Source organism: Williamsia limnetica (assembly GCF_003217475.1).
Lineage (GTDB): Bacteria > Actinomycetota > Actinomycetes > Mycobacteriales > Mycobacteriaceae > Williamsia > Williamsia limnetica.
The window spans coordinates 81,565-105,781 of record NZ_QJSP01000018.1 but is presented as its reverse complement, the minus strand read 5'-3'; the positions used below and the strand labels follow the sequence as shown (position 1 = coordinate 105,781).

General features: G+C 64.5%; 19 protein-coding genes (1 of these 19 cut by a window edge). 9 read left to right on the top strand and 10 right to left on the bottom strand.

The window, feature by feature from the left end; translation table 11 throughout:
• Positions 1–3: 3 nt before the first annotated feature.
• From rpsC to rpsJ, 8 genes are read right to left on the bottom strand one after another with little or no spacing between them, the layout of a single operon-like run.
• Positions 4–846, bottom strand: coding sequence for a 30S ribosomal protein S3 (gene rpsC / locus DFR67_RS24670; protein WP_110472129.1), 843 nt, complete (start codon positions 844–846; stop codon positions 4–6).
• Positions 846–1,247 carry a 50S ribosomal protein L22 gene (gene rplV, locus DFR67_RS24665; protein WP_110472128.1) on the bottom strand — a complete coding sequence of 134 codons (402 nt, stop codon included), beginning with the start codon at positions 1,245–1,247 and terminating at the stop codon, positions 846–848. The genes rpsC and rplV overlap by 1 nt, the downstream gene beginning before the upstream one ends.
• A 2-nt stretch (positions 1,248–1,249) precedes the next feature.
• Positions 1,250–1,531, bottom strand: a complete 282-nt coding sequence (gene rpsS, locus DFR67_RS24660; RefSeq protein ID WP_084835380.1) for a 30S ribosomal protein S19 — start codon at positions 1,529–1,531, stop codon at positions 1,250–1,252.
• Between the two features lie 19 nt (positions 1,532–1,550).
• Positions 1,551–2,387 (bottom strand): 50S ribosomal protein L2, encoded by an 837-nt coding sequence (gene rplB, locus DFR67_RS24655; RefSeq protein ID WP_084835379.1) that lies wholly within the window; start codon positions 2,385–2,387, stop codon positions 1,551–1,553.
• Positions 2,388–2,427: 40 nt separating this feature from the next.
• Positions 2,428–2,733 carry a 50S ribosomal protein L23 gene (gene rplW / locus DFR67_RS24650; RefSeq protein ID WP_084835378.1) on the bottom strand — a complete coding sequence of 102 codons (306 nt, stop codon included), beginning with the start codon at positions 2,731–2,733 and terminating at the stop codon, positions 2,428–2,430.
• 5 nt (positions 2,734–2,738) lie between these two features.
• Complete coding sequence (gene rplD / locus DFR67_RS24645; protein WP_110472127.1) at positions 2,739–3,410, bottom strand: 50S ribosomal protein L4; 672 nt, start codon at positions 3,408–3,410, stop codon at positions 2,739–2,741.
• A gap of 3 nt (positions 3,411–3,413) precedes the next feature.
• Positions 3,414–4,064 carry a 50S ribosomal protein L3 gene (rplC, locus tag DFR67_RS24640; protein WP_110472126.1) on the bottom strand — a complete coding sequence of 217 codons (651 nt, stop codon included), beginning with the start codon at positions 4,062–4,064 and terminating at the stop codon, positions 3,414–3,416.
• 17 nt (positions 4,065–4,081) lie between these two features.
• Positions 4,082–4,387: a 30S ribosomal protein S10 gene (gene rpsJ, locus DFR67_RS24635; protein ID WP_003938093.1), complete on the bottom strand. Its 306-nt coding sequence runs from the start codon at positions 4,385–4,387 to the stop codon at positions 4,082–4,084.
• A 535-nt stretch (positions 4,388–4,922) separates the two neighbouring features.
• On the opposite strand from rpsJ, the gene DFR67_RS24630 reads away from it, so the two are divergent.
• From DFR67_RS24630 to DFR67_RS24600, 7 genes are all read left to right on the top strand, one after another.
• Entirely contained in the window at positions 4,923–5,645 is a 723-nt protein-coding gene (locus tag DFR67_RS24630) for a response regulator transcription factor (RefSeq protein WP_110472125.1), read from the top strand.
• Complete coding sequence (locus DFR67_RS24625; RefSeq protein WP_110472124.1) at positions 5,642–6,661, top strand: HAMP domain-containing sensor histidine kinase; 1,020 nt, start codon at positions 5,642–5,644, stop codon at positions 6,659–6,661. The genes DFR67_RS24630 and DFR67_RS24625 overlap by 4 nt, the downstream gene beginning before the upstream one ends.
• Positions 6,662–6,713: 52 nt before the next feature.
• Positions 6,714–8,222, top strand: a complete 1,509-nt coding sequence (locus DFR67_RS24620; protein ID WP_110472123.1) for a DUF4153 domain-containing protein — start codon at positions 6,714–6,716, stop codon at positions 8,220–8,222.
• Between the two features lie 26 nt (positions 8,223–8,248).
• Positions 8,249–8,737, top strand: a complete 489-nt coding sequence (locus DFR67_RS24615) for a hotdog fold domain-containing protein (RefSeq protein ID WP_110472122.1) — start codon at positions 8,249–8,251, stop codon at positions 8,735–8,737.
• Positions 8,738–8,828: 91 nt separating this feature from the next.
• A complete protein-coding gene (locus DFR67_RS24610) occupies positions 8,829–9,560 on the top strand; it encodes a GntR family transcriptional regulator (protein WP_110472121.1) in 732 nt (243 codons plus the stop codon).
• Positions 9,561–9,741: 181 nt separating this feature from the next.
• Positions 9,742–11,286, top strand: coding sequence for an NCS1 family nucleobase:cation symporter-1 (locus tag DFR67_RS24605; protein WP_110472120.1), 1,545 nt, complete (start codon positions 9,742–9,744; stop codon positions 11,284–11,286).
• A 92-nt stretch (positions 11,287–11,378) separates the two neighbouring features.
• Positions 11,379–12,113, top strand: a complete 735-nt coding sequence (locus DFR67_RS24600; protein ID WP_110472119.1) for an aspartate/glutamate racemase family protein — start codon at positions 11,379–11,381, stop codon at positions 12,111–12,113.
• Positions 12,114–12,127: 14 nt separating this feature from the next.
• Here DFR67_RS24600 and DFR67_RS24595 read toward each other — a convergent pair whose 3' ends face one another.
• The gene (locus DFR67_RS24595) at positions 12,128–12,475 is read right to left on the bottom strand and encodes a hypothetical protein (RefSeq protein WP_146240531.1); all 348 of its coding nucleotides are present in this window, start codon (positions 12,473–12,475) and stop codon (positions 12,128–12,130) included.
• Positions 12,476–12,783: 308 nt separating this feature from the next.
• On the opposite strand from DFR67_RS24595, the gene DFR67_RS24590 reads away from it, so the two are divergent.
• Both DFR67_RS24590 and DFR67_RS24585 read left to right on the top strand, forming a co-directional pair.
• Entirely contained in the window at positions 12,784–13,656 is an 873-nt protein-coding gene (locus DFR67_RS24590) for a glycosyltransferase family 2 protein (protein WP_158540030.1), read from the top strand.
• Between the two features lie 189 nt (positions 13,657–13,845).
• Positions 13,846–14,769 (top strand): esterase/lipase family protein, encoded by a 924-nt coding sequence (locus DFR67_RS24585; protein WP_110472116.1) that lies wholly within the window; start codon positions 13,846–13,848, stop codon positions 14,767–14,769.
• A gap of 55 nt (positions 14,770–14,824) precedes the next feature.
• On the opposite strand, the gene DFR67_RS24580 is transcribed toward DFR67_RS24585, so the two are convergent.
• Positions 14,825–24,217 carry the end of a non-ribosomal peptide synthase/polyketide synthase gene (locus DFR67_RS24580; RefSeq protein WP_245938139.1) on the bottom strand. It continues 24,519 nt past the right edge of the window, so 9,393 of the gene's 33,912 nt are visible here — the last part of the coding sequence; the start codon falls outside the window, past its right edge; its stop codon occupies positions 14,825–14,827.

The window sequence follows — 24,217 nt, the reverse complement described above, 5'->3', positions numbered from 1 at the left end:
GCCTCAGCCCTCCTGGTTCTCGGCCTGCGCGGGAGCAGGCGTAGTCGCTGGAGCGTCGGCGGCCGCGGGTGCATCAGCAGTCGCGGTGGCCGCACGTCCAGCTTCGGTGCTGGTCGCTGTGGTGCCCGACGAACCGCTCCGCTTCGGACGTGCGGGGCGACGCGGACGACGGTCATCGCCGGCCGGAGCAGCGGCCGAGGACAGAGCCTCGCGCTTGCCACCGACGATGTCGCCCTTGTAGATCCAGACCTTCACGCCGATACGGCCGAAGGTGGTCTTGGCCTCGTACAGGCCGTAGTCGATGTCGGCGCGCAGGGTGTGCAGCGGCACACGACCTTCGCGGTAGAACTCGCTACGGCTCATCTCCGCACCGCCGAGGCGACCCGAGCACTGGACCCGGATTCCCTTGACGTTGGGCTGACGCATGGCCGACTGGATGGCCTTACGCATTGCCCGGCGGAAAGCCACGCGGTTGCTGAGCTGCTCTGCGACACCCTGTGCCACCAGCTGAGCTTCCGACTCGGCGTTCTTGACCTCGAGGATGTTGAGCTGCACCTGCTTGCCGGTCAGCTTCTCCAGGTCGCCACGGATCCGGTCGGCCTCGGCGCCGCGGCGACCGATGACGATGCCCGGACGGGCGGTGTGGATGTCGACGCGAACCCGGTCACGGGTGCGCTCGATCTCCACCTTGGCGATGCCGGCGCGCTCGAGGCCGGTGGCCAGGAGCTTGCGGATGGCAACATCCTCTTTCACGTATTCCGCGTACTGCTTGTCTGCGTACCAGCGGGACTTCCAGTCCGTGGTGATACCGAGACGGAAGCCGTGCGGGTTGATCTTCTGGCCCACTACTGAGCTCCCTTCCGGCGGTTGCGGCTGGTGGCCGCACCCTTGTCGGCGATGCTCTCGACGACGACGGTGATGTGGCTGGTCCGCTTACGGATCCGGAACGCACGCCCTTGGGCACGCGGGCGGAACCGCTTCATGGTCGGTCCCTCGTCGGCGAACGCCTGAGCCACCACGAGGGTGCGACGGTCGAGGTCGAGGTTGTTCTCTGCGTTGGCCACGGCACTGGCGAGCACCTTGGCAACCGGCTCGCTCGCGGTCTGCGCAGCGAACTGCAGGATGTCGAGGGCCTCGTCCACGTTCTTGCCGCGAACCAGATCGATGACACGACGCGCCTTCATCGGCGTGACGCGAACGAACTTCGCGGTCGCCTTGGCGGTCGGATTCGTTGTTTCAGTACTCATGATTACCGGCGCTTCGCTTTCCGGTCGTCCTTGATATGACCTTTGAAGGTGCGGGTCGGCGCGAACTCGCCGAGCTTGTGACCGACCATCGACTCCGAGACGAACACCGGCACGTGCTTGCGACCGTCATGGACGGCGAAGGTGTGTCCGATGAAGTCCGGAATGATGGTGGAACGACGTGACCAGGTCTTGATGACCTGCTTGGTGCCCTTTTCGTTCTGAACATCGACCTTGCCCAACAGGTGGTCGTCGACGAACGGGCCCTTCTTGAGGCTGCGTGGCATTCTCTAACTCCCTCCTGGGTTATCGCTTGTTCTTGCCGGTGCGGCGGCGGCGGACGATGAGCTTGTCGCTCGGCTTGTTCTTGCGGGTGCGGCCCTCGGGCTTGCCCCACGGGCTGACCGGGTGGCGTCCACCGGAGGTCTTGCCCTCGCCACCACCGTGCGGGTGGTCGACCGGGTTCATCACGACACCACGGACGGTCGGGCGCTTGCCCTTCCACCGCATACGGCCGGCTTTACCCCAGTTGATGTTGCTCTGCTCGGCGTTGCCCACCTCGCCGACGGTGGCGCGGCAGCGCACGTCGACTCGACGGATTTCACCGGACGGCAGACGCAGCGTGGCGTAGGCGCCTTCCTTACCGAGCAGCTGAGCGCCGGCTCCGGCGGAACGGACCAGCTTGGCGCCGCCACCCGGACGGAGCTCGATCGCGTGGATCTGAGTACCGGTCGGGATATTGCGGAGCGGCAGGTTGTTGCCGGGCTTGATGTCGGCGTTGGGGCCGCTCTCCACCACTGCGCCCTGGCCGAGGCCCTTGGGTGCAACGATGTAGCGCTTCTCACCATCGACGTAGTGCAGCAACGCGATCCGCGCAGTGCGGTTGGGGTCGTACTCGATGTGAGCGACCTTGGCGTTGATGCCGTCCTTGTCGTGGCGACGGAAATCGATGAGGCGGTAGGCCCGCTTGTGGCCGCCACCCTTGTGACGAGTCGTGATACGTCCGTGGGCATTTCGACCGCCGCGACCATGCAGCGGGCGAACCAGCGACTTCTCCGGGGTGTCACGAGTGACCTCCGCGAAATCCGCGCCGGAAGCGCCACGACGACCAGGAGTCGTCGGCTTGTACTTACGAATAGCCATGAGTCTTCTTGTCCTCTACTTCTTCTGAGTCCGGGCGGCGTCAGCCGACCGGGCCTCCGAAGATCTCGATGGGCTTACTGTCGGCTGCCAGGGTCACGATCGCGCGCTTGGTGTCCTTGCGCTTGCCGTAGCCGGCGCGGGTGCGCTTGCGCTTGCCCTGCCGGTTCGCGGTGTTCACGCTCGTGACCTGCACACCGAAGATCTCTTCGATGGCGATCTTGATCTGGGTCTTGTTCGACTCCGGGTGCACGAAGAACGTGTACACGTTGTCCTCGATCAGTCCGTAGGACTTCTCGGAGATCACCGGGGCCAAGATGATGTCGCGTGGGTTTGCCTGAACTGTCATGTTTCTCAGGCCTCCTTCTGATCTTTGCTCGCACCATCGATGAAGACGCCGAGTGCCTCACGGCTGAAGACGACCTCGTCGGCATCGAGCACGTCGTAGGTGTTCAGCTGATCGGGCGCGATCGGCAGGACGTGCTGCAGGTTCTGCACGCTCTTCCAGGCTGCGATGTCCTCGCGGCCGACGACGAGCAGGAACTTGCGGCGATCCGACAGTTCCGCGAGGAACTGACGAGCCGTCTTGGTAGACGGATCCTGTCCGGCGACCAGTTCGGTGATCACGTGGATGCGCTCGTTGCGTGCCCGGTCGGAGAGGGCTCCGCGCAGAGCAGCTGCCTTCATCTTCTTGGGGGTGCGCTGGCTGTAGTCACGCGGCTGCGGGCCGTGCACGACGCCACCACCGGCGAACTGGGGTGCGCGGGTCGAGCCCTGACGGGCGCGGCCGGTTCCCTTTTGGCGGTAAGGCTTCGCACCGCCACCACGGACCTGGGCCCGTGTCTTGGTGGCGTGGGTGCCCTGACGTGCTGCACCCTGCTGCGCGACGACGACCTGGTGCATCAGCGAGATGTTCGCCGGTGCGTCGAAGATCTCGGCAGGCAGTTCGACGGTGCCGTCGGTCTTGCCGCCGAACACCTTCACGTCGAGCGTGCGGGTCTGCTGCTTTTCAGTGTTGACGCTCACTGGCTATGCACCACCCTTCATTGCGTCGCGAACGATGACGATGGCGCCCTTGCGACCGGGGATCGCTCCCTTGATCAGCAGGAGGCCGGACTCGGCATCCACCTTGTGAACCTTGAGGTTCTGGGTGGTGACCTTGTCGTTGCCCATCCGGCCGGCCATCCGCATGCCCTTGAACACGCGACCGGGGGTGGCGCAACCACCGATGGATCCGGGCGAGCGGTGCACGCGGTGCACGCCGTGGCTGGCGCCCAGGCCCTTGAAGCCGTGACGCTTCATGACACCGGCGAAACCCTTGCCCTTGGAGGTGCCGGTCACGTCGACCAGTGCACCGTCGGCGAAGATCTCGGCCGTCAGTTCCTGTCCCACCGTGTAGTCGGACACGTCGTGGACGCGGATCTCGGACACATGCCGGCGCGGGGTGACCCCGGCCTTGGCGAACTGTCCGGCGACAGGCTTGGTGACCTTGCGCGGATCGATGGCACCGTAGGCGAGCTGCACAGCGGTGTAGCCGTCGGTCTCTTCGGTGCGGATCTGGGTGACCACGTTGGGTCCGGCCTTGACGACGGTCACCGGGATCACCCGGTTGTCTTCGTCGAAGACCTGGGTCATCCCGAGCTTCGTGCCCAGGATTCCCTTCACATTTCTCTGAGTCATCTGTTAAATCCCGCCACTCACTGGATGTTGACGTCGACGCTGGCCGGCAGATCGATGCGCATCAGAGCGTCAACGGTCTTCGGCGTGGGATCGAGGATGTCGATCAGTCGCTTGTGTGTACGCATCTCGAAGTGCTCGCGCGAATCCTTGTACTTGTGCGGCGAGCGGATGACGCAATACACGTTCTTTTCGGTGGGCAACGGCACAGGGCCGACCACGCGTGCACCCGTACGGGTCACGGTTTCAACGATCTTCCGCGCCGACGCGTCGATCGCCTCATGGTCGTAAGCCTTGAGCCGGATGCGGATCTTTTGTCCCGCCACGCTGTGTCCTCTTCCGTCATTTTCGGCTGCACAGATGAACACCTCGCGGTCGCGACACAGTGGCCGCACCCTCGTGACCAAAACCTCGCGGTGGTGATCGACGCTGTTCATCTGTCATTGTTCAAAGCCCGCTTGCGCGAGCCGTTCGAGCTCTGCCCGCCTGAGCGGGCCTCCGGTCCACGCACTCGGGCGTGTCGCGATCGCTACACACACTTATGCGCATGCGCCTATCACTTGTACCGGGTGCATCCTTGCGAACGCGGGGTCTAGCTTGCATGTTGTGCGCCACAACGGATGCTCGAACCAGTTCGGAAGCCGCTTGGTTCGTCCGGTGGTGCTCTCTGATCGACAGTGGCCCAGCAGTCGTTGGACGACAGACAGCGCCGAGCTGCCGATCAAGGCAACCCGACAAGTATGCAACAGATCCGGCGTACGTCCAAATTGCCCCCACCAGCAGCTATCGGGCGGCAGATCTACACAGTCTCTTCACAACATCTGCGCAGGCAGCCGACATTCCGCAGCTAACGTCGCCTCCATGACCTCACAGCCATCCGGGGACCGACCTCCGTCCGTGTTGATCGTGGACGACGAGCCGTTGATCAGGACATCGATCGCCGATCGGATGCGCGCGGAGGGCTTCGATGTGAACACCGCGGACACCGGCCCCGCCGCTGTGGCGAAGCATTCCGAGAGCAATCCCGACGTGGTGATCCTCGACCTGATGCTGCCGGGCATGGACGGACTGGAGGTGTGCCGACGGATCCAGTCGCAGGCGCCGACGCCGGTCCTGATGCTCACCGCCCGGTCCGGCGAGACCGATCTGGTCATCGGACTCGGGGTCGGCGCCGACGACTACCTGTCCAAACCGTTCTCCATGCGCGAGCTCGTCGCGAGAACCCGGGCCCTGCTGCGGCGGGCCGAGCGCTACGGAGCCCCGCAGCCCGAGACGTCCGCCGAATCCTCGGTCCCGCAGATACTCGGGGATCTGCAGATCGATCACGCCGCTCGCCAGGTCGCCGTCGCGGGTTCGGCGGTTCATCTCACGCGTACCGAGTTCGACCTCTTGACGTCGTTGGCGCGGCACCCGGGCGCAGTTCTCAGTCGCACCCAGTTGCTCGAGACCGTCTGGCAGTGGCCGAGCGCGGGCGAGACCCGGACAGTCGACTCCCACGTCCGCTCGCTGCGCCAGAAGGTCGGGGCCCACCGGATCCGTACCGTCCACGGCATCGGGTACGCGCTCGAGAGCAGCACGCCGTGACGCTTGACCTCCCCCGCCCCCTCGATGCCTTGCATTCGTTCAAGTTCAAGACCGCTGTCGTGGTCGGTTCGGCGCTGACCCTCTCGAGCGTGTCGTTCTGGGTCACCGCCCAGTGGCAGTTCCGATACGCCCTGCTCGTCGCGTTGCTCGTGGCCTTCCTGGTGACGCTGGTCCTGGCCCACGGCATGACGTCGCCGCTACGCGAGATGACCGGTGCCGTGCGGCGGATGTCGCGAGGGGATTACACGGTCCGGGTCCGCGCGACCTCGAGAGACGAGATCGGGACGCTGGCCACAGCGTTCAACCAGATGGCAGACGACCTCGCGGATGAGGACAAGTACCGCCGTGAGGTGATCGGCAACGTCGCGCATGAGCTACGGACTCCGGTTGCGGCACTCCACGCCGTCCTCGAGAACCTCGTCGACGGCGTGAGTACTCCAGATCAGGGCACGTTGGAGTTGGCGCTCTCACAGACCGACCGGCTGGGTCGACTGATCAACGAACTGCTCGATCTCTCCCGAGTGGAGGGCGGCGTGGCCCAGCTCGACGTCGCACCGATGGATGTCTTGCGCTTCGCCACCGATGCCGTCGCCGAGTGCAGGATGCGATCACGCGCCGACATCAGCTTCGAGACCGACATCGCGCCTCATCTCACCGTTGTCGCCGACGAGGCGCGGTTGCATCAGGTGTTGGCCAATCTGCTCGACAACGCCGCACGCCACTCCCCGCCGGGCGGCGTGGTGCAGGTGGCCGGCCGGCAGGACCTGGACGTCGTCGTCCTCGAGGTCGCCGATCAGGGACCGGGTATCGCGCCCGCCGAACGAACCCGGATCTTCGACCGGTTCACCCGCGGCGGGTCCCGCGACGGCGGCACCGGCCTGGGCCTGGCGATCGCCCAGTGGGTCATCAATCTGCACGGCGGCGAGATCGCGGTCGTTGACGACCCGTGGGATCGAGGTATCGAATCCGGCGGCTGCCGGATCCGGATCCGCCTGCCGGTCCGTCCCGTGCGCTGACACCACCCTCGTTCCACCAAATTTCACCCCCATCTTCGAGAGGCGATAACCCATGCCCGAAACCGATCTGCCACAGGCTCCGCCGGTCGTGCTGGAGAAGAAGGTCCCACGCTCGGCCCGGCTCACCGTGTCCACGGCGCTCCCTGGCGCGGCGCCGTCGAGAGTGCTCGCGGCGGTCGCCCTGGTTGCTCTGATCGCACCCATGCTGCTGCCCACGACGCTGATCGGCATCGGGATCGCGCTCACCGGGGCAGCGGTACTCATCGCGGTCTTCATCGGCTCGCCGGAGCGTCCGAGTCCGCTGCAAGTGCTCACCGCCGCGAGCATCCTGGCCCTGCTGATGGTGGCGGGGTGGCGTAGCGCCGAATGGCTGGCGGGCTGGTGCATCCTGTTGGCCATACTCGTGACCGGAGTACTGCTGGTCGATGGACGGTCGGTGCGAGACATGGCCTTCTCGCTCGTGGCACCGATCGTGATGTCCCTGGGCGCGATCGGCTGGCTGTGTCGGGGTGTCGGGACGGCATGCGCCGACAGGCCGATCAAGAACCTCGGGGCGATCATCAAAGTGGCCGCGACGACGATCGTGCTGCTGGTGGTCTTCGGTGCGCTCTTCGCCGGAGCCGACGCCACGTTCGCATCACTGTTGAGCGACCTCACCCCCGACTTCGGCGATGCGAACGTCGGCCCCGATATCGTTCTCGGACTGCTCATCTCCGCATTCACCGCCCTCGGTTGCTTCCTCAGGTTCTCGAAGCCAGGGGTCTCGCCGCGCTCAGGTCGACCAGCTGGTGACGCCTGGATGTGGGCTGTTCCGACCGGCACGGTGCTGGCACTGTATGTCGCGTTTCTGCTCATCCAGGCCCGCGCGATGTTCGGCGGCGACGAGTACGTCCAACGCACCTCTGACCTCACCTACGCCGAATACGCGCGGTCCGGATTCTGGCAGCTGTTCGCGATCACCGCACTGACGATCCTGGTTGTCACCGTCGGCTGGCGGCGAGCAGATCGCAGTACGGCGAGCCGGCGCGCGTTGGTGCGAGCGATTCTCGGTGGTCTGTGCCTGGGTGCACTGGCGGTCGTCGCATCGGCCCTGCACCGGATGGATCTCTATATGGACGCCTTCGGCGCCACCCGGTTGCGGATCAGTGTCTTGGCGACCGAACTGTGGCTCGGTGCGATCCTCATCATCCTGATCGCCGCAGGCATCGGACTCGGTACGCGTCACCTCCCCCGCATCGTCGGTGTCATGACCATCGTCGCGGCACTGGGCTTCGCCGCCTACAACCCCGACCACCAGATCGCCCAGGCGAACGTCGACCGGTTCGACAAGACCGGGAAGATCGATCTCGTCTACCTGTCGCAGCTCTCCCCCGACGCCACCGGCGCGCTCCTCGACTTGCCTGACGACCTTCGCCGATGCGTTCTCCGGACCATCGCCCGTGAGGTCCGATCCGATCACGGGTTGATGGACTTCAACGTCGGCCGAGCCCACGCGAAAGAGCAGTTGGAGGATCTGCGACTCGCTCAGGTCGGTACGTTCGCATCCTGCCGATCCCGATAACTTACCGGGCAGTAAGATAAGCCCCCATGACCACCACGAGCTCCCTGTCCGGCCCCACCTATCGCTTTCGGCAGAAACTCCCGGAGGGTCGCCTCGGCGCCGCCCTCTTCTCGGTGGGCATGTGCGTCCGAGTCCCCTACTTCGCGACGATCCTGCCGTACGTCAAAACGATGGAACCCGGCTATTGCGAGGTGACCGCGCCGAGATGGTTCGGGATCCGCAACCACCTCGGTACCTTTCATGCGATCGCCGCGTGCAATCTGGCCGAGACGGCCATGGGGATGCTGATGGAGGCCAGCACCCCCACCACCCACCGATGGATTCCCAAGGCGATGACAAGCCAGTACCTGACCAAAGCGAAGACCGGGCTGCGCGCGGTGGCGACGATCGCGGAACCACTCGACTGGGCCGAGATCACCGAGGGCCGCGACGTCACCGTGAACATCACGATCACGGACCACAGCGGCGTCGAGGTCGTGCACTGCGACATCACGACCTGGGTGACGCCGGCGTAAAACCCCGAACGCAGGTCTCGGGAGGCCGAGCGGCACAGATGGGCCTAAGATTCGGCGAACATCGTCCTCACGTCATCGCCCGAAGGAAGTCGTGCCGCCGCATCATCCACATCGCCCGCTGGTCTCGTACCTGAACGGAGAGCGTTCCGGCAGCGCCCAGGCCAGCGTGCTCGGCGAACTACGGCGGGTCATTCTCGACGGGAGCGCGGCGCCCGGTTCCGCAATTCCCGTCGGCGAGGTCGCAGAGCTGTTCGGAGTCAGCGCCATCCCGGTTCGCGAGGCGCTCAAAACCCTCATCGGCGAGGGCCTGGTGGGCCACCGGACCGGGGGCGGATATTTCGTCGCGCAGCTGACGTTGACCGAACTCCGAGAGATCTACTTCGTTCGGGGCGTGCTCGAGCAGGCCGCACTCACCCGCGCATGCGAACTGGCAACCGTCGCCGACCTCGACCGCGCCCGCGCCGAACACGAAGCCCTCCAGGAGGCGACCATCTCCGGGGATCGCCGGGCCTATCACGTACATTCGCGACGCTTTCATCAAGCGCTTGCCAACCCCTGCGGCATGCACCGATTGCTCAACATGTTCGACTCCACCTGGGATATCACCGAACCTTTTCAGGTCATGCAGGGTGCAACCGGCCCGACGCAACTACAGCTGCACAGTGACCACGAGAAGATGATCGACGCGATGGCTCGCCGAGACGTCGCCGAACTCATCGCCGTCGCCCAGGAACACCATCGCAGGCTCGAGTCGGTCATCATCGAGACCGCAGCCCAGCTGAATGTCGCCGGCGAGGATCCGGCCTCAGCCGATGAGCTCTGAAGATTTGATCGGAGCGAATCACCCTCTCTCGCAGAATATATTCTGCGAATATATTCCGTTCCCTGCACTTGTCGCCGGCAATTTGTTACGCATGTAATCCGAGTGCAACATCGGAGACTTAGGTTTTTCTCAGCCACTGGAGAACCGGGTAACCGGTTCACACCGACAGCAGGGAAAGCCCATGACAGAGGTCAAGACGTCGGGATCGGATCCCGAGGTACCCACAAGCCACAACAACGGTGCGGGCGAGAGCGTGATCAAGCTCAGCTACGACCAGCGCCTGACCAACGAAGATCTCGCGCCACTGAAGAACCAGAGCTGGACCTGGTACAACATCTTCGCGTTCTGGATGTCAGACGTGCACAGCGTCGGCGGATATGTGTTCGCGGGCAGTCTGTTTGCGCTCGGCATCGCTGCCTGGCAGGTGCTGGTCGCACTGGTCGTCGGCATCGTCATCGTCAATGTCCTGTGCAATCTGGTCGCCAAACCATCGCAACAGGCCGGTGTGCCCTACCCGGTGACGACCCGGGTGGCTTTCGGTGTTCGGGGCGCCAACATCCCGGCGATCATCCGCGGTCTGATTGCCGTGGCCTGGTACGGAATTCAGACCTATCTCGCCTCGGTGGCATTCGGCTTGCTCGCCCTCAAGTTCTGGCCGTCGCTCGAAAAGTACAGCGAGAGCGGCGATATGGCATTCCTCGGCCTGTCCCCGCTGGGCTGGGCAGGGTTCATGCTCATGTGGGTCCTGCAGGCAGTCGTGTTCTGGAACGGCATGGAGACCATCCGCAAATTCATCGACTTCTGTGGCCCCGCCGTTTATGTGGTCATGGTCATCCTCGCCGGCTATCTGATCTGGAAAGCCGGCTGGGACAATGTCAGCTTCGATCTGTCTGTGGGGCCGAGCAAAACGGGTTGGGCATCGATCACCGCACTCATTTCAGCCATCGCGCTGGTGGTGTCCTACTTCTCCGGGCCGATGCTCAACTTCGGCGACTTCTCGCGTTATGCCAAGACGTACGGCGATGTGAAGAAGGGCAACTTCTGGGGCCTGCCGGTGAACTTCCTGTTCTTCTCCATCCTCGTTGTCTGCACGGTCTCGGCCGGCGCCACCGTGATCGGTAAAGACGGTGAGGGCAACATCATCACCGACCCGGTGCACATCGTCGACAAGATCGACAACACCACCGCGGCCGTTCTCGGAGTGTTGACCTTCGCCATCGCCACCATCGGCATCAACATCGTCGCCAACTTCGTCTCCCCCGCATTCGACTTCTCGAATGTCGCCCCGACGAAGATCACCTGGCGGACCGGCGGCATGATCGCCGCAGTCGGTTCCATCCTGATCACGCCATGGAACCTCTACAACAATCCCGACGCGATCCACTACACACTGGACACCCTCGGAGCTGTCATCGGACCACTGTTCGGCATCCTGATCGCCGACTACTACCTGATCAAGAAGCAGAAGATCATCGTCGACGATCTGTTCACCATGGACGAGACGTCGACCTACTACTTCCGGGGCGGCGTCAACCCGGTGGCGGTGGCGGCCACCATCGTGGGCGCGCTGATCCCGATCGGCGTGGTCATCTGGGGTACCGCCTACCAGGCGAGCTTCACGTGGTTCATCGGTGCCGCCATCGGCTTCGTGATGTACATGGTCGGCATGAGGATGCTGCCGAAAGAGTTGATCTACGGAACCCGCACGGCCACCGCCGAAGTCTGACAACTTCCGATCATGGGGCCTTCTGGCGACCGCGACCTGCGGTTTTCTTCGCCAGAAGGCCCCATTTTCGGCACCGATGGAAGGATGGGTGCGTGCTACTGAGCGTGATCAACCCGAATACGACCGCCGCGATGACCGATCAGATCGCTGCTGCCGCCCGATCGGTCGCCGGGCCGGGGACCGAGATCGTCGGCGTCACCCCGACGATGGGTCCGGCTTCGATCGAATCCCATTACGACGAGGCCCTGGCGGTGCCAGGACTACTCGATGCGATCATCCGGAGTCAGCGCAGCGAAACACCCGCCGACGGCTATCTGGTGGCGTGCTTCGGCGATCCGGGCCTGGACGCCGCGCGTGAGATCTCACCGGTTCCGGTGATCGGGATCGCGGAAGCCGCGATGCACGTCGCGTCCCTGCTCGGACGAGGGTTCTCCGTGGTCACCACCTTGGGCAGGACAATCGGCCGCGCAGAGGAGTTGAGTGAGCGCTACGGAATGAGCAAGCGCTGCCGCGGCATCCACGCCTGCGAGATCCCGGTGCTGGAACTCGAGACCAACCCCGACACCGCCGCGATCCTCATCGATGCCTGCCGGGCGGCCGCCGAGAACGACGGCTCCGACGCCATCGTGCTGGGCTGCGCCGGTATGGCCGACCTGGCTCATCTGATCAGTCAAAAGATCGGGATACCCGTCATAGACGGTGTGGCCGCAGGAACGCTGCTGTTGCAATCACTGGTCACGATGCAGGCCGCACCTGCGTCATCCGGCGAGCTCGCGCCCCCGCCGCCGAAGACGTACAGCGGGATACTCGCGCAGTTCGGGGAGTGACTACTGCTGTCAGGTCAGCCGACCTGCCGGCTCTCCTCGATGTGTGCCCACTCGGTGTCCCCGGTGATGGCACGCAAAATGTCTGCAACCCGATCGGTGACGCGGCCGGGAGTCTCATCCGCCAGCCCCGGCAGTGTGCCCAGCACGGCAGCGAAGACAGCGGCTTGCTCGCCCATGCCATGGGCATCCATCACGACTCGGTACGCCTGGATCGTCGAGTTCAGTCGCCCGTAAGTGACGAAGTCGTCGCCGAACTCTGCCGCGACCCGAGCGGGACGCGTTGCCGCGACCTTCTCGATGACGGCGACGGCAGAAACGCCCGTATCCACAGGGTGCCCTGACGTTGGGATCAAATCGCTCACGATGATCTACCTTCGGTGTCTGCTCAACGCTCGATTGCGCTGTTCATTAATGGTGACATGTGTACAGCACCTCCACAGTCCCTGTCTGCAGGAAAACCATAAGATTTCTTATGACCTGCATCACTGCAGGTCAGAGGCTTAGCGGAGGTAAATAACAGATCACAAATAACTGAGCTTGAGAGTCATTTTTGCCCGTCAGATTCGAGGGGCGCGTAACTGTACCTACTGTCGAGTAAGGGCGATGTCAGAGCCTTTTTGGCACATTCATGGGACGAGCACATGGGCCCAACTGTGGAATACTCCGGCGCATGACTCAGCCGACCCTATCGCTGGCCATTCCCGCGTACAACGAGGCAGAAACCATCGGATGGCTCCTCGAATCCCTGCTCACCGAGTTGGCGGACATCGAAGAGATCATTGTCGTCGACAATAATTCCACCGACGAGACGGCCGATATCGTGGCCGGTTTTTACGCGAAAATCCCGCAACTTCGCATGATCAAGGAGACCAAGCGTGGCGTGATCGCCGCTCGCAACGCAGGCTTTGATGTCGCCAAGGGCGATATCATCGGACGCCTCGACGCAGACGCGCGAGCCAAGCCCGGCTGGGCGGCGGCAGTCCGCACCTTCTTTGCCAACGCAGATGACTCGATCGGGGCCGGCACCGGTTTCTTCGATCAGTACGACATGCCGCTGCAGTTCATCCACAAGAAATTGCTCAACATCGCGTTCGATCAGGCGCAGAAGAACAACGGGGATGTTCCGTCGCTTTTCGGCGCGAACATGGCGGTGCGGGCAAGTACCTGGAAGCAAATCAGGCCACTATTGCTTGAGCAGAACGGCATCTTCGACGACCTCGACATCACCCTCTGCGTGAAGGAAATCGGTCAGCGGAATGTTTACGTCCCCGGTATGGCGATAAGCGCCTCGGGTCGTCGGATGCTTTCGGATACCAAAACCTACGCGAAGTTCACCGCCTACATGCCGGCCACCTATGAGGCACGGGGGATGACGGCAGAGGCCAAGCGGTCGCGGGCCGAGGTCAGGACCATGCGGATCATGCATCGGGTCTTCTGGGTTCCTTCACGAGCGTGGAATCCGGCAACGGGACACTATTCGCTTCGTCAATTGTTCTCTAAACACAAACAACGGGTACTGCCGTACGACACCACGCGAGCATGATTACCGAACCACGCTGTGGCGATCCACTCTCTCGTGGCTCATCGCAACGGATGTCCGAGCCGTCTGAATTGCCTCACAATCCGATTGATCCGGCTTGACCGAATATGATCCGACCTGCAGCTCGTGTCACCATTGGATGCGAGCCCCAAACGGCGGGCCCCGGTCGATTGATGGTGCGGAGGAATATTTATGTCGGACGAAGCTAGTCGCAGGTCTGGCGTGTTTGCCACGATTCTCCTCAGCGTCGCCCTTCTAGCCGGATTCGCAGCCCCGGCCACGGCAGCTCCCGCACCCGACGCTCCACCTGCAGGGGCCAACGATTGGTCCTGCATACCGGCTCCCGAACACCCCCGGCCCGTTGTCTTAGTGCACGGCACCTGGGCCAACATGGTCACCACATGGGACACCCTCTCACCAACGTTGAAGTCGCAGGGGTACTGCGTCTTCGCGCTCAACTACGGAACCAGGGACCTGAGCACCGGCGAGAATCTGCTCGACATGGTCGGCGGCAACACGATCAGCCGGTCAGCCAGAACACTTGCTGGCTTCGTGTCGAAGGTGCGAGCTGCGACAAGTGGTCGCCAGGTCGACCTGATCGGACACTCGCAAGGCGCATTGGTCGCCCGTGAATACCTCAAGTCAGCCGGCGGGTCGGACGCTGCCAGACCCGAACGAAACTCTGTCCACACGCTCGTTAGCTTGGCGGGTACCAATCAGGGCACCAGCTTCAATCTCAACCAGCAACTCGGAGCAATCGCTGAGATGCTCGGAATTCCGGTAGTCACACTCGCTTCTGCGACCGTGGGGCCGTCGTACGTCGAACAGATGTCGGGCTCGCCGTTCCTCCGCCAACTCAACGCAGGCGGGGATACGCGGCCAGGAGTCACGTACGTCGCGTTGGCGACCAAGAACGACACCATGGTCACGCCGCCCGAAAACGCGTTCCTCAACCCGGCACGAGGGTCCAAGGTTCGTAACATTTGGGTCCAAGAGGGTTGCGAGTCGGCAAACGTCGACCACATGCAGGTGACGAGTAGCCCGCGCGCGGTATGGATGACGCTGGTTGCGCTCGATCCTGGCTACGGGCGTACTCATCAGGCGCCCTGTCCCTGAACCTCTGAGGTTCTGTGTCACACCAGTGGCGACAATTCTGACATCCCGCCAGGAATCAGCTTTGGTGCCGATTCGCCAACGCGCGGAGTGCCAGCAGCCAGTGCTGGATGAACTCTTGTAAGTCTTCAGGATCGATCGCATCTGCGACGTAGGTTACGAAGGCTTTCACGACCATGCCGTCCGGCGATTCGGTGGCCATCGATTGGATGTCAATTTCCGATTGAGCCGGCATCCGGTTGCCGCGCTCCATGACCGCACTGTCGGTACTGCCCAGTTCAGGACCGTTGACATCCGGGAACCATGGCGCGGTAGCGATCTCGTCAGCCACATCGCCTCCAGGAACGATCCCGATGTAGTTGAAGACGATCTGGGGCTCATCGAACTGCGCCAGCAGTCCAGCCGACTCCTGGTCGAGATAGCGCAGCATGCCGTATCCGATCCCCCGACCGGGGTTCGATTCCATCGCGGCGCGTGTTCGCCCGAGTACCTCATTCGCTACCCTGGGTTGCTCGTACAAGCTTTCGATGTCGATCCCAGTAAGGTCGATCCGCGTCGGGAACATCGAGGTGAACCAGCCGACGGTCCTAGACAAGTCCGCTCCTGGCACCAATGATTCCTCCCGACCATGGCCCTCCAGAGTGAGCAGCGCGGACGCCACTTCGATGCCCCGGTCTCGGCGCCATCCCACCAGCGCCGCCGACAGCCCGGCAACCAGTTGATCAGCGATCGTCACCGCGTCACCGGCACTGGAGATGAGCGGCTCCACGATGTCAGACGGTATGAGCACCTCGGCGCGGCTGAGTTGGTCGACGCGGTCCGTCGCGAGATCGAGACGCCTGCTGCCCAGCATCGGGTCTTCTCCGTCCAGTACCGCTTGCCAGTGCTCGAGTTCGCCGCGCCGTGACTCTACTTGTCGGTGTTGGCTGGTTGTCCAGTCCTGCCACGAGGTGCCGATTTCAGGCAGCGAAATCGGTGCTCCGGCTGAGATCTGCGAGCCCGCCGTTGCGATGTCGGCCACCAAGACGCGCCAAGACACCGCGTCCACCACGAGGTGGTGGGCGACTACCAGCAATCGGCCGGCGATGCCTGCACCCGGATCAAGCCACGCCAACCGCACCATCGCACCGGTGCCGGGATCGAGATGATCCATCTCTTCGAACAGGGCGCCGCGAAGCGCGGCCTGATATCCGGCCTCGCCCGGAAGCTGTCCGGGTCGCAACTCGAGCCGCCGAAGCATCGAGCGGACATCGACAGAACCAGGCTCGGCGATCGCCAAGTTGTCCCCATCGAGGCGCGCTCGAAACACGTCATGCAGATCGAAGATCGCCTCGAAGGTGTCGACAATCTGTTCTTCCGTCACCTCGACGGGCAGGTTCACCACCATAGGCATCACGAATCTGCGGTAATCGCCGCCTCTTTCGAGCATTCGAGCGATGACGGGGCTAGGCGGCGCGATTGCCTGATCGGCGGCACGCGCAACCTCTGATGTTCTGTCGAGCACGTTGTTGTTCACAACCACGGCCAGCGCCGCGATCGTTCGTTTCTCGATCACGTCGCGGGCAGTGAAGTTCAGTCCGGCAGCACGTGCCCGGCTCACCAGTTGCATCGCGAGGATGCTGTCGCCGCCGAGTTCGAAGAACGAATCGTCCGCACCGACATCGTCGACACCGACCAGTTCGGCGACGATCCGACTGAGGATCTCCTCGTTCGGGGTGGCGGGACGACGCCCGGCGGTTGTCGCGACGTCGGGGGCCGGTAGCTCCCGCCGCGCGATCTTGCCCGAACGGCCGCGGGGGAACTCCTCGAGAACCACGATCATCTCGGGGACCATGTACGGCGCCAGTGTGCGGCCGGCGTGCTCGCGTACATCGCGCGGGTCGATATCGTTGCCGGTCACGTACCCGATCAAGCGCTCTCTGCCGGCGTCGGAGTGGATGACCACCGCCGCTTGCGCGACCGAATCGTGTTCTGCCAGGGCAGTTTCGATCTCCTCCAGCTCGATGCGCAGTCCACGGAGTTTGACCTGGAAATCAACCCGGCCGACGTACTCGATGGTCCCGTCCGACAGGCGGCGAACACGGTCACCGGTGCGGTACATGACCGATCCGGACGGACCGAAGACGCTCGGCACAAAACGCTCGGCAGTCAGATCCGGTCGCCCCAGATAGCCGCGCGCCAGCTGCTCCCCGGCGAGGTACAGCTCCCCGACCGCGCCGACCATCGCCGGCCGCAACCAACGATCGAGTACCCAGCTCTTGGTGTTCCAGACCGGCCGACCGATCGGTGCGGCTCCGGAGGTCGACAGCGACCCGATGCCGGCACCGGCGGAGGTACCGTTCGATCCATCGGCTACGACCTGCGAGGTTGCATCGACGGTGACCTCCGTCGGACCGTACAGATTGACGACCTTGGTTTTGCCGAGGGTCGCCACGCGCTCGGCCAGCGCGACAGGCAACGCCTCGCCGCCGCTGAAAACTGTACGCAGGGTTTCGATCGACTCCGGTTCTGCCGCATCGGCGAAGACCGACAGCACGGACGGGACGAACTGCACGACCGTCACCCCATGCTGCTGCACCAGCGACACCAGTTCGTCGGCGTCGCGGTGTGCCTGCGGCTCGGCGATGACAGTGCGCGCACCGGCCAGCGATGGGGCGAACATCTCCCACACAGAGGCATCGAAGGTGAACGGGGTCTTCAGCAGGACCACGTCATCGGCGTTGAACTCGTATTCGACCGCCATCCAGCACACCTGATTGACCAGGGCACGTTGACTGATCTGCACGCCCTTGGGGCGACCCGTCGACCCCGATGTGAACAACACGTAGGCCAACGAGTCCGGGCGCACGCGGCCCCGGACCTCGCCGGGCCGCAGCGGGCTCGAATCGATCGACTGGAGATCTCGTGCCGCCAAGTCCAAGACCGTCACACCCGGCAATGCCGAGCGCAGCTGACCGAGGCGGGAAGACTCGGCGACAACACAGTCGACCCCGGCATCGCCGACGATTGCCCGCAACCGGTCATCCGGCGCCTCTGTGTCGAGGGGTAGGTAGGCGCCGCCGGCCTTGAGGATGCCGTAGACGACGGCGACCTGCTCGAGTGTGCGCGGCATCGCAACGCCCACTATCGAATCGGGTCCGATCCCCCGCGCAATCAGCGCGCGGGCACGCTTGTTGGTCAGCGCGTCGAACTCCGAGTACGTCAGCGTCTGATCGCCGTACTGGTACGCGACGGCGGAAGGAGTCGCGGCGACCTGTTCGGCGAACAACTCCATGGCAGTGCGCTCCGGCACCTCTCGCGCCGTGTCGTTCCACGTGTGGAGTTGCGCAGTCAGCTCGTCGGCGTCCAGCAGATCGAGCTCTCGCACCGGTGTCCAGCTCGCCTGCGCAAAGGTATTGAGCACCCGCACGAGCCGGGCGGCCAAGATCTCGGCGCGATCGTGCGGGACCACCGACGGCAGGTACTTCAGCTTGAGTGCCAGGTCCGGATCCGATTGTGCCAACAGGGTTGTCGGGTAATGCGAGGCGTCGTTGATCTGCGCGCCGGCGATGGACATCCCGTCGATGTCCGATTGCGCGTCCAACTTGCCCCGGTCCACCGGGTAGGACTCGAAGACGGTCAGGGTGTCGAAAAGGATCGGCAGCCCCACCGCGCGTTGGATGGTCGGCAGGCCGATGTGGTGGGCCTCCAGCAGGCCCGCCTGCTCGGATTGAATCCGTTCGAGCAAACCGAGAACCGTCTCCCGCTCGTCCAGACGGACCCGCACCGGGATGGTGTTGATGAAGAGGCCGAGGATCGACTCGACACCGGCGATCTCCGGCGGACGACCGGACACGGTCGCCCCGAAGACGACATCGTCGCTGCCGAGGGAACGGGCGAGCACCAGGCCCCACGCGGCCTGGACGAGCGTGTTCATCGTCAGGCCGCGATCCCGGGACAGATTCGCGAGACCCTCGGCGGTGTGCCTGTCGAGGTCCAGGGCGAGTTCGACCGGGATCTGGTCGCCGGCGGTGACCGACTCGCTCTGGTCGACCAACAGAGTCGACGATTCGACGCCGTCCAGCGCGTGTTCCCACGACGCCACCGCGGCCGACGAATCACGCCGGTCGAGCCACTCCAGGAAGTCACGGTACGACCGCGACCGGGGCAGATGCGTGTCGTCGCCTCCCGTCGCATACAGCGTGAACAACTGCTCCATGAGCAGCGGTCCTGACCAGCCGTCGAGCAGGATGTGATGATTCGTCATGGACATCCGGTAGCGGCCTTCACCGAGACGCAGCAACAGGATGCGCAGCAGTGGCGGTGCCGCCATGTCGAAGCGGCCACTGCGGTGCTCGCGGAGCAGACGATCCACCTCGTGGTCGACTGCGGCCGGATCGACACGGTACTGCTCCGACAGGTCGACCACCTGCCACGGAACGTCGACGCTACCCGCGATGAACTGGACGACGGTGCCGTCGTCCACGTGATGGAAACCTGCCCGCAAGTTGGGGTTCCGCGAGACCAGAGTGGTCGCGGCGGCCCGCAGCCGGTTCTCGTCGACGACGCCACGCAGTTCCAGGACGACCTGGGCGGTGTAGACATCGGTCACGTACTCGCCCGCCACCTCCGCGTGGAACAGCATGCCCATCTGCAGCGGGGACAACGGCCAGATGTCGTGGACTGCGCGGTGATCGCGCTCGAGGACGTCGATCTCGGTCTGCTTGACACGGACGAGTGGGACATCCGACGGCGTCAGACCACCGGCGTCACCGCGACGGTCGTGAGAAACCAGCGCCGCGGCCGCTTCCTTCCAGAGTTCCGCCAGTTCGCGGACGTCGTCGGAGTCGAGGATTCCGGTGGCGTAGGCGAACGACGCGGACAATCTCGGTCCGTCGGCGTAGTCGGTCGTGACGGCGTTGATGCTCAGTGCGGACGGAACGACCATCCCTGGGTCCTGGGCGCCGCCGACTTCACCACCGTCGGTTGCGCGCTGCCACCCGTGAGCCGCGGCGGCGTCATCGACGTCGCCGTGTCCGGCCGCGATGCGTCCGAGGTAGTTGAATCCGATTTGTGGGTCGGCCCCGATCCCCGCCAACGGCGAGTCGGCCCGGTGGCGCAGCACGCCGAACCCGATCCCACTCCGCGGCACCGTCCGTAGCTGTTCCTTGACCGCCTTGAACGCCGAGCCCGCGGACGGACCGCCCGCGAACGCATCGTCGGTGTCGATACCGGAGAGATCGAGCGCCACCGGATACAGGGACGTGAACCAGCCCACTGTGCGCGAGAGATCCGCTCCCCCGACGGCGTCTTCTTCACGGCCGTGACCCTCCAGGTCGACGAGAAGGGTGTCCGATGCCGACCCTCGGCGTGAACGCCACCGCGCAGTTGCCAGAGCCAAGGCGGTGAGCAGCGCATCGTTGGCGCCACCGCGATAGGCGGCGCTGACACCGGTGAGCATCGACTCCGTGACGTAGCTGCTGAACTCGACCTCCAAGCGGTCGATCGTGTCGGCAACATCGACATCGGGATCGACCCGACGCCTACCCAGCACCGGATCGTCGACTCCGAGAACCGTGGTCCAGTAATCGATCTCATCGCCGCGCTGCTCAGCGGTCGCGTTCAGCGCAGTTGACCAGGCACGCATCGAGGTGCCCACGGCAGGCAGTTCGGGCACCGCCCCACCGTGACTCTGGCCCCAGGCCACAGCGAGATCCGGCAGCAGAATCCGCCAGGACACACCGTCGACCACCAGGTGGTGAATGAGCACGTACAGGCGGCCGATCACGTCCGCCGGCAGACCTGCGGCCGGATCGAACCAGACGACCTGCATCATCACGCCGCTCTCCGGATCGAGGCGATCGATGGCGATGCGGGTCGCTGCCGCAACCGTCTCCTCGAACTCAGACGTGCCCGGGGCTGCGGTGAACTCGACCCGGGTCAGTACCGATGCGGGGTCGATCGAATCCGCTGACGGGATCTCCAGACGGGAGTGCTCGGGGTCGCGGTCGAGGACGAGTCTGGCTCGGAGGACATCGTGTGTGGTCAGCACTGCCGAGACCGCGGCCAGCAACCGGTCGTGTCCTGGATCGGCGGGCAGCGTCAGGAACGTGGCCTGCGAGAAATGCCGGTAGTTGCGACGGGACTCGACCAGCCAGCGCATGATCGGGGTCAGTGGCACCGCACCCACTGCGCCACCAGGGAGTTCTGCGACGCGTCGGACCTCGGCATCGGCTGCGGCCCGCGCTACCGCGGCGAGCTCGGCCACCGTGCGCCGATCGAACACGTCACGAGGCGTGAACACGATTCCGGCCTCACGGGCCCGCGAGACGAGCTGAATCGAGACGATGCTGTCGCCGCCGAGTGCGAAGAACGAGTCGTCCACGCCGATGCGCTCGACCCCGAGCACGTCGGCGAAGAGTGTCGCGAGCAGTTCCTCCATCGCGGAGGTCGGGGCACGATACGAATCGGCGTTGCTGTCGAAGACCGGTTCGGGCAGTGCCCGGCGATCGAGTTTGCCGGCAGGTGTCAGTGGGACCGAGTCGAGGACGGTGATCGATGACGGCACCATGTGCGCCGGCAGTCGCTCCCCGAGGCGGGCACTGACCTCTGAGACCTGAACGCTTCTGCCCGGACGTGGGTAGATGTAGGCGGCGAGGATGGTCTGGCCGGTGTTCGGGTTCGTCCGGCCGACCGTCACCGCGAAGTCGATGTCGGGATGGTCACCGAGCGCCGAGTCGATCTCGCCGAGCTCGATACGGAAACCACGCACCTTGACCTGATAGTCGCTGCGTCCCAGGAACTCCAGCTCCAGGCGATGGTCGGACACCTGCTTCCAACGCACCACATCGCCGGTGCGGTACATCCGCGAGCCTGGTTCGCCGTAGGGATCAGCGACGAATCGCTGGGCGGTCAGGTCGAAACGTCCGAGATATCCCCGGCCGACCGCCGCACCCGACACGTACAGTTCGCCGGCGACACCGACGGGGACCGGTTGCATCCGGGAATCGGCCACGAGGGCACGGACTCCGGTCACAGGGCCACCGATGGTGACCGGGCCAGACGGATCCAGGGGCGGTGTCGACGTCGACCAGATGGTGGCCTCCGACGGACCGTAGAGATTGAACATCGATCGACTGGGAGCCCACCGCCGCACCAGTTCCGGAGGACAGACGTCTCCGGCGACAGCGATCATCTCGACACCGCGGAGACCGTCGGCAGGCACCGTGGCGAGTGCCGCGGGAGTCACGAATGCGTGGGACACCCGCTGCTCGGCCAGCAATCTGGCCAGGTCTTCGCCACCGAAGATCGACGCCGGGGCGATCACCTGCGTCGACGCCGCCGTGACCGCCATCATGATCTCGAAGATCGACGCATCGAAACTCGGCGACGCGAAATGCAGGACTCGCGAGGATTGGGTCAGCTTGAAGCGCGACGGCATCTCGGTCACGAGGTTGGCGAGGCCGCGGTGGGTGGTCCCGACGCCCTTGGGACGGCCCGTCGAACCCGACGTGAAGATCACGTAGGCGAGATCATCGATATGCGGCGTCGCCGGGACCGCTGCCTTCTGCTCACCGGCGCTCTCGGCATCCTCGGAGGCGCGCATCGCTGCCAGCACGTCCTCGGACATGGGCAGCCACTTGGTCAGCTGCGGTAGTCGGTCGACGATGTCCGCCGTCGTCAGTCCGATCGCGACATCGGCGTCGGCAACCATCCCCTCGATCCGGTCGGCCGGATAGTTCGGATCGATGGGCAGCACCGCACCACCGGATCTGACTATGGCCCAGAAGGCGATCATCGAATTCGTCGATCGCCCGATGGCCAGCGCCACCGGCATTCCGGGTCGCACCCCGCGATCGATGAGCACCCGCGAATAGAGTCGGGCCCGGTGATCGAGTTCGGCATAGGTCAGAGACTCATCACCGCAGACAAGCGCTTCCCCATCGGGGTTGGCCTCGACGGCAGCATCGAAGATGTCGATCATGGTGCATGGATTGACATCTGGGGGTCCGGTGACCGGTGAGAGCATCACCCTTTCTTCGGGGGTCAGCAACTCGATGTCGCCGACGCGGACATCCGGGTCGGCCGCGATCGCCGACACGATCGCGGTGAACCGCTGCGCCAGCGACGCGATCGTCGACTGGTCGAACAGCGCGGTCGCATAGGTGAACAGCGCGGTCAGACCGGTCACGCCATTGTCGTCGACGTGATCGGCGAGCGTCAGCTGAAGATCGAATTTGGTCGTCTTCAGGTCGGATTCGAGTCCTGAGACCCTCATTCCGGGGAGCTCCAGTTCCGCCTTCTCGTTGTTCTGGAAGGCGAGCGCCACCTGAAACAGGGGCGCGTAGGAGGTCTCACGCTCGGGAGCGAGGTGCTCGACAAGCCGCTCGAACGGTATCTCGGTGTGCGTGAACGCCGCGATGTCGGTGCTACGGGTGCGGGCGAGCAGGTCGGTGAACCGCTCCCCCGGATCGACCCGCGTCCGGAGCACCAACGTGTTGACGAACATACCGACGAGATCGTCGAGTTCCGGTTCGCCGCGGCCCGCGATCGCCGTACCCACGGCGACGTCGTCGGTGGTGCCCGAACGCGAGAGCAACACCGCCAGTGCCGCGTGGCAGACCATGAACATCGTCGCGTGATGGATGTTCGCCACCCGCTGCAGGCGGGACCGCAGTTCGCCGTCGAGTGCGAACTCGAACGCGGCCCCCTCGATCGACTGCACCGGAGGCCGGGGCCGGTCGAGGGGCAGATCGATGACATCCGGAATGCCGTCGAGTTCCTTTGTCCAGAAATCGATCTGGCGCCTGGCCAGAGACTCCGGGTCGGACTCGTCGCCGAGCACCTCGCGCTGCCACAGCGCATAGTCGGCGTACTGCACCGGAAGAGGCGCCCAGTTCGGCTCGGTTCCCGCGGTGCGCGCGGTGTAGGCGACCATCACGTCGCGGGCCAGTGGTGCCACCGATGATCCGTCTCCACTGATGTGGTGGATCACCATGACCAGGACGTGCTCGGTGACGCCGCGACGCAGCAACGCGATTCGCACCGGTATGGCTGCCGTGACGTCGAATCCGGCGCCGATCAGCGACCCGAGCTGGGCATACAGATCCTCGTCGCCCGACACGTCGCGAACATCCAACAACAGTCCCGCAGAGGTCACTTCATCGACGTCGACGATGTGCTGGCGCGGGCCGTCTCCGTCATCGGGGTAGCGCGTGCGCAGTATTTCGTGGCGCGCGACGACGTCCGTCACCGCCTCGCGCAGCGCGGAGACGTCCAACTCGCCCGACATCGCGATGACGGCAGGAATGTTGTACGCCGGTGAGGAGGTGTCGAATTGGTTGATGAACCACATCCGACTCTGGGCCGGCGACAGCGGCAGTCGGTCGGGCCGGTTCCCGGCGAGCAGCGGCGGACGGCCGCGTCCGCCGTCGGCGCGCTCGGCGAGCAGAGCCAAGCCGGCGACGGTGGG